Source organism: uncultured Coprobacter sp., assembly GCF_947855755.1.
Lineage (GTDB): Bacteria > Bacteroidota > Bacteroidia > Bacteroidales > Coprobacteraceae > Coprobacter.
In genome coordinates this window covers 1-5,824 of sequence record NZ_CANUAR010000051.1, presented here as the reverse complement: position 1 = coordinate 5,824, position 5,824 = coordinate 1, and the positions used below count along the sequence as shown (strand labels likewise).

6 protein-coding genes are annotated in these 5,824 nt (G+C 32.7%); 3 read left to right on the top strand and 3 right to left on the bottom strand.

Annotated features, from left to right (window positions below; all coding sequences use genetic code 11):
- Window positions 1-255: 255 nt before the first annotated feature.
- The 3 genes from Q0093_RS14655 to Q0093_RS14645 form a co-directional block, all read right to left on the bottom strand.
- Window positions 256-816 (bottom strand): zeta toxin family protein, encoded by a 561-nt coding sequence (locus Q0093_RS14655; protein WP_297931964.1) that lies wholly within the window; start codon window positions 814-816, stop codon window positions 256-258.
- 4 nt (window positions 817-820) lie between these two features.
- On the bottom strand, window positions 821-979 hold the full coding sequence (locus Q0093_RS14650) for a hypothetical protein (RefSeq protein ID WP_297931962.1): 159 nt from the start codon (window positions 977-979) through the stop codon (window positions 821-823).
- 241 nt (window positions 980-1,220) lie between these two features.
- On the bottom strand, window positions 1,221-2,180 hold the full coding sequence (locus tag Q0093_RS14645) for an AraC family transcriptional regulator (protein ID WP_297931960.1): 960 nt from the start codon (window positions 2,178-2,180) through the stop codon (window positions 1,221-1,223).
- A 111-nt stretch (window positions 2,181-2,291) separates the two neighbouring features.
- On the opposite strand from Q0093_RS14645, the gene Q0093_RS14640 reads away from it, so the two are divergent.
- From Q0093_RS14640 to Q0093_RS14630, 3 genes are all read left to right on the top strand, one after another.
- Entirely contained in the window at window positions 2,292-3,464 is a 1,173-nt protein-coding gene (locus Q0093_RS14640; RefSeq protein ID WP_297931958.1) for a sugar MFS transporter, read from the top strand.
- 37 nt (window positions 3,465-3,501) lie between these two features.
- A complete protein-coding gene (locus Q0093_RS14635) occupies window positions 3,502-4,668 on the top strand; it encodes a sugar MFS transporter (RefSeq protein WP_297931956.1) in 1,167 nt (388 codons plus the stop codon).
- 468 nt (window positions 4,669-5,136) lie between these two features.
- The coding region (locus Q0093_RS14630) for an alpha/beta hydrolase (RefSeq protein WP_297931954.1) at window positions 5,137-5,824 on the top strand (688 nt) is incomplete at its 3' end.

The following is a 5,824-nucleotide window of genomic DNA, read 5'->3' as shown; positions in this document are numbered from 1 at the left end:
ATTTAATCTTTTATCCCATGCAACTTCAGACAAAAGGCGTTTAATATCTGGGTTCATAGATATGGATATTTTGACTTTGTTATTTAGTCCTTTAGGTCTTGGCATATAATACTCCTTCTATTATCTATTTCTCAGTACGATTATTATACTACTATTATATTTAAAAGTAAAGAAAAAACATTCGACTTTTTTTATACAAAAAAATATTATAAATATAAACAAAAAAGCAAAACTAATAAAAGTCTTGCTTTTTGCTTAAAATAAAAACTTTGCCCAACTTGGAATAGCGTTGTCTTTCCAGATTAAATCACCATTTCTATAATAAATTATATCTTTAAACATATAAGAATTATCATATATATTTACTTCATCACACAAAGTTATAACTTTATTAAGATTTTGAAGTGATTCATAGTATCTTTTTTCTATATCTTGCTCTGGGATACCATGACCACCTTTGCTTACTCTGATTTTTACTCTTTCTTTTGCGATTTCTGGATTTTCAACACCTATATAATTTAAAACAATATAAAAACCCTTTTCTTTGGCTATTTTTATATTTTTTATTATACTACTGCCACATAAAGTTGTTTCTTGGTTAAAAGAGATATTACCATTTATGTATTCTCTTATAAGTTTTACAGCCTCTCTACCGCACTTAATTTGTAGATTATTATCTTTCCATGAGCCTATTCTGGCAACCATTTCATCAGTATTTATTCTCTTTTCGTTTTTATTTTCCTGATAATAAATAGATTGATATATAGATGTTTTACCAGCACCGTTTACACCTGCAAATATTGTATATGTTGGCATAATATTATTCACCTATTACCTTTAATTGCTGTTTTTGAAGTACAATATTTGCTAAAGCCATATAAAAATCCTGTTCTTCTTTGGTTTTTGCGGTTTTAAATAGTTGTTTCAGGTCAGAATATGAATACTGTTTAAAAATATCATATAAATTTATATTCTCCATAAAAATAAACCCTCCTTAAAAAAAGACCTCACATATTTCTCATTAAAACGAGATGTGTGAGGTACTGTTAATATTATAATATGACTTTTTTATATATTTTACAAGTGTTAATATATTCAAAAGATTAGTATTAAATTTAATGTTGTTATATTTAGTGTAAAAATTATATTATATTGTTTTGATAATATAAGAATATGAAATATAAAAATTAACGGTCGTTATTTTACGAATATTTGAATTTTCAAATTTTTTGTATTATGTGATATATTTTTCGATATTCAGAAGGTGTTTGATTCATATGCTTTCGAAAAACCTTGATAAAATAACTTATGTCGGAAAAACCACATTTGCAACTGATTTCCTTAACAGATAGTGTTGATGTTAATAAAAGTCTTTGAGCCTGCTGCAGACGATAGCGAATCAAGTAAGACATTGGAGTATCAGCATAATATCTTTGGAAGCATCTTCCAGCTTCGCTTCGGCTGATATTAGCAGATGCCGCAAGATCTTCAAGTGAAATTGTTTCGGAAAAGTGTTTTTGAATATATTGAAGCATTTTTTGCATCCGAATTTGTGTCTTAGAATCTGGGGGAGGTATTTTTGAGTGATGAAGTTCAGATTTGTGGCTATACAGTATTTTGAAAAATTCCAATAAATTTTGATGGACTTCCAATTCTGGACATTCTGAAATGCTTTTTTTTGATAAGAAAGTACTACAATCTAGTATAGCATGAGTTGTTGTGTCACTAAGTATTTCATAAACTCGGAAGAGGTATAATAGCATTTGTTTTTGCCATGATACACATTGTGAAAATTTTATATACGGTAGGCTAGAATCATTGAGTATGGGCGAAAAATATTTTTGAAAAATTGTGCTTGTTAATGGGGCTAATATATTCTCAGTAAAGACGATGTTCGGACACAAACATTCCTTGGTTGAATCAGTTAAACTATATTTGTGTAATTGTCTCCCTCCAATCAAAATGCTCTCTCCAGGCAAAAGAGACAAACATTTTTCACCAACCTGTATCATGACTTTTTGATTGATAGCAGAAAAAATTTCATATCCAAAATGCCAATGTAGTGGTACTTGCCAATCTGGCCATTGATGCAAGTCATCAACATAAAATTGTATAGGGAACGAAGAGTCCGGAAAAGAAAGTTTCTCTTTTAGCGTATGGTCGAGTATTAATTGTTCCATAGAATGCTCCTCTCTTGTATGGGTAAATAATACTATAATTTGAGTAGAAAAGCTATATAAGCAGTCCATTTCTTGTGATAAAATTACGTGTGGAAATATGGAGGTGCATATATGGCAACGATTTTACTTGTTTTTATTTATATCTTTTACATTGGTCTGGGGATTCCAGATTCTCTTCTTGGTGCAGCCTGGCCAGCTATTTATAGTGAATTATCCGTTCCCGTTTCCTACGCTAGTTTCATCTCGGCAATTATTTCATGTGGAACAGTTCTCTCAAGTTTATTTAGCACACGAATCATCGCAAAGCTAGGTACTCCATACGTAACAGTATTTTCAACAAGCCTAACAGCTATTGCTTTGCTTGGGTTCTCTTGCTCACATAGTTTTCTATGGCTGTGTATCTGTGCGATTCCTTTGGGAATTGGTGCAGGCTCTATTGATACTGCATTAAACAATTATGTGGCTTTGCACTACACATCTATGCAGATTAATTTTCTCCATTGTTTTTATGGAGTCGGTGTTACAGTTAGTCCTTACTTAATGTCACTTGCATTATCAAACAATATGAATTGGCGTGGTGGTTATAAAACTGTTTTTTTCATTCAGTTTGCCATTGTGGCTTTGTCTGTAATGAGTCTTCCAATCTGGAAAAAGGTGAAACAGTCGCAGTTGCAGGAGGAACATATTCGGGTACTATCTTTGTCTCAAATGCTAAAACGAAAAAAAATTTGGGCATCATGCGGTGTGTTTTTGGGAATTAGCTCCTTAGAATCTACTTGCTTAATATGGGGGAGTACTTTTTTATCCGAAAGTGTGGGGATGTCTGTAGATAATGCTGCTGCCTTAATCACTTTCTATTTTATCGGTATGACTTTTGGTCGGTTTCTTGCTGGAATGCTGACAATAAAATATTCTGACTGGCAAATTATTTTTTCTGGACAGATTATTATATTTGTGGCAATTATTTTATTGATAATACAAAATAACGTGATTATCACTACAATTGGATTATTTTTGATTGGTTTGGGTAATGGTCCTATTTTTCCTAATATAACACATCTTACTCCCCAACTATATGGCAAAGACACTTCACAATCTATCATTGGAATTCAGATGGCGTTTTCTAATCTTAGTATTCTTCTAACACCGGTTCTTTTCGGTGCAGTGATGACCTTTACTGGAATTGCCGCCTTTCCGAAATTCCTACTGATTATGTTCTTGCTTATGGTTAGTTGTACGATAATTCTTAAAGTTGGCGATGTAAAAAGCCGTGCAAAAAGATAAAATATTTAAATTACTTTAAAAAAAAAGGAAGTTTGAAATGGCAACATTGTTATTACTTATTATTTACATTGCTTTTATTAGTTTAGGGATTCCTGATTCACTATTTGGGACAGCCTGGCCAGCTATTTATTCTGAACTAGCTTTGCCAATTTCTTATGGAAGTTTTGTGACAATTATAATATCATGCGGAACTATTATTTCCAGTCTTTTAAGCTCATTATTACTTTCTCGATTTGGAACGGGGATTATTTGCATATTTAGCACAGCATTAACGGCAATTGCATTATTGATGTTTTCCTTTTCTAATAACCTTTGCTTGTTATGTATCTGTGCCTTACCACTTGGATTAGGAGCAGGGGCAATTGATATTGCACTTAACAATTATGTTACTCTCCATTATTCTGCTATACACATGAGTTTTCTACACTGCTTCTATGGCATAGGTGTTTCGGCTAGCCCATATATCTTGTCGAGAATTATTGGAACAGAAGGAAACTGGCATAGTGGATATCAGGTTGCCGCCAGTATCCAGTTTGCAATTTTATTATTATTGATAGCTACAATAGCCATTTGGGGCAAAATGAAAATTTCAGTATCCACTACTTCTGCACATCATGAATACACTCTTTCTTTTCGCAAAATGGTTAGGATTACAGGAGTTAAAGAAATCTGCTGCATGTTTATAATGTCCTGCGGAATAGAATATACCTGTGGGAATTGGTGCAGTACATTTCTTGTTGAAAATAAACATATGCCGATGGCCAATGCTGCTCAAGTAGTTATGTTATATTATATCGGTCTCACGCTGGGGCGATTTTGTTCAGGTTTGTTAGCTGTACAGATACATAGCTGGGAAATTATTCGATTTGGAGAAATTATTCTTGGATTTGGAATTCTTTTAATTTTTATGCCTTCCCTGATAACATCTGTTTTGGGTTTTTTCTTGATAGGATTCGGTAACGGACCGTTATTTCCCAACCTAAACTATTTAACCCCTGAAAATTTTGGAGAAAATATTTCTCAAAGCGTTATGGGGATACAGATGGCTGTTTCATATCTAGGGATTATGCTGATACCAGCATTGTTCGGTATTCTTGGACAAAAGTTTGGCATGTGGTATCTTCCATTCTTTTTAATCTTTTCCTATTTTGTTCTATTAACTGCACATTCCCGAGCAAAACATCTTTTTCAATCAGATTCCTAATACACATCAAAATTTATATAAGTAAAGGAGTATCAATTCAAAGGCAATGACCTCGTTTTTTGTAATGAAAATGACAAAAACGAATTGAAATGTTGGCTCCAGAAACCTAAACAGTTTCATTGACAGTTATTTTGATAAGTGGTTTTTTTATTTTCTGGTTGCATTTTATTCTCCAAATCTTCTCTGAAAACAACTTTATATGAGTGAAAGTCGTTATGTATTTTTTAGTATTGATTTTATTCTGCATACAATAAATGTTTATAATACACAAAAGTTAGTATAAGCATTTATTGTCTCTATATATTATATATCATAATATTGAAATCATCTTTTCAAATTAATATAGTTAGCACATAGAGAAAAAAGGTTATGTCTCTCTAAATTTCATAACATGTTACAGAAATAAAATATAACAATATGTACATTATCATAAAAAACATTCTGCTATAAAATTTAAGGAGAGCCTATATGAAAAAAAACAAAGTACATAAAATACTTAAAATAATAGTTTTCATTATTTGTGTCTTGCTGATTCTCGCAGCTGGTTCCTATTTGCTTGTTACAACTCATCCTCAACTTCTTATTGGGATCATTCAAAAAGGTATGTATGGTGATAGCAGTCCCAATTCATTTAAACCATTAAACACACCAAGTGAAGGTGTAATGGAAAATGGTCAGTACAAGATTAGCGACATTGCATATGGCAAAGAATATCCCAACAGTTTCTTGGACATCACGTATTCTGATTCGAATGTGGAATTTGATAGACCCACCTTATTCTATTTTCATGGTGGCGGCTTCTTTGGAGGAAGCAAAAACATGGGTGATCCGTTAGCTGTGAGTGAAGCCACTGCACTAATCGACGACCTATGTGCACAAGGCTATAATATCGTCAATGTAGATTATGCTCTTGTTCCAGATTATCATTTTCCAATTCCACTTGTACAGATGAATGAGGTCATCCAATTCATTCAGAAACACAAAAATGAGTATCACATCAATATGGACAATATCATTCTTATGGGAAGCTCCGCTGGTGCCATCATGACAGCACAGTATGGTACTATTCTGTCCAATCCTGATTATGCTGCACTACTAAATATTGATCCGTCCTTGAGTGTGGAACAGGTCTCCGCTTTGGTCATCGATGATGCCC

Excerpts from the sequence above, each read along its gene's own strand:
- Q0093_RS14635 (WP_297931956.1), top strand. The coding sequence starts at position 3,502 with ATGGCAACATTGTTATTACTTATTATTTACATTGCTTTTATTAGTTTA.
- Q0093_RS14640 (WP_297931958.1), top strand. The coding sequence starts at position 2,292 with ATGGCAACGATTTTACTTGTTTTTATTTATATCTTTTACATTGGTCTG.
- Q0093_RS14645 (WP_297931960.1), bottom strand. The coding sequence starts at position 2,180 with ATGGAACAATTAATACTCGACCATACGCTAAAAGAGAAACTTTCTTTT.
- Q0093_RS14650 (WP_297931962.1), bottom strand. The coding sequence starts at position 979 with ATGGAGAATATAAATTTATATGATATTTTTAAACAGTATTCATATTCT.
- Q0093_RS14655 (WP_297931964.1), bottom strand. The coding sequence starts at position 816 with ATGCCAACATATACAATATTTGCAGGTGTAAACGGTGCTGGTAAAACA.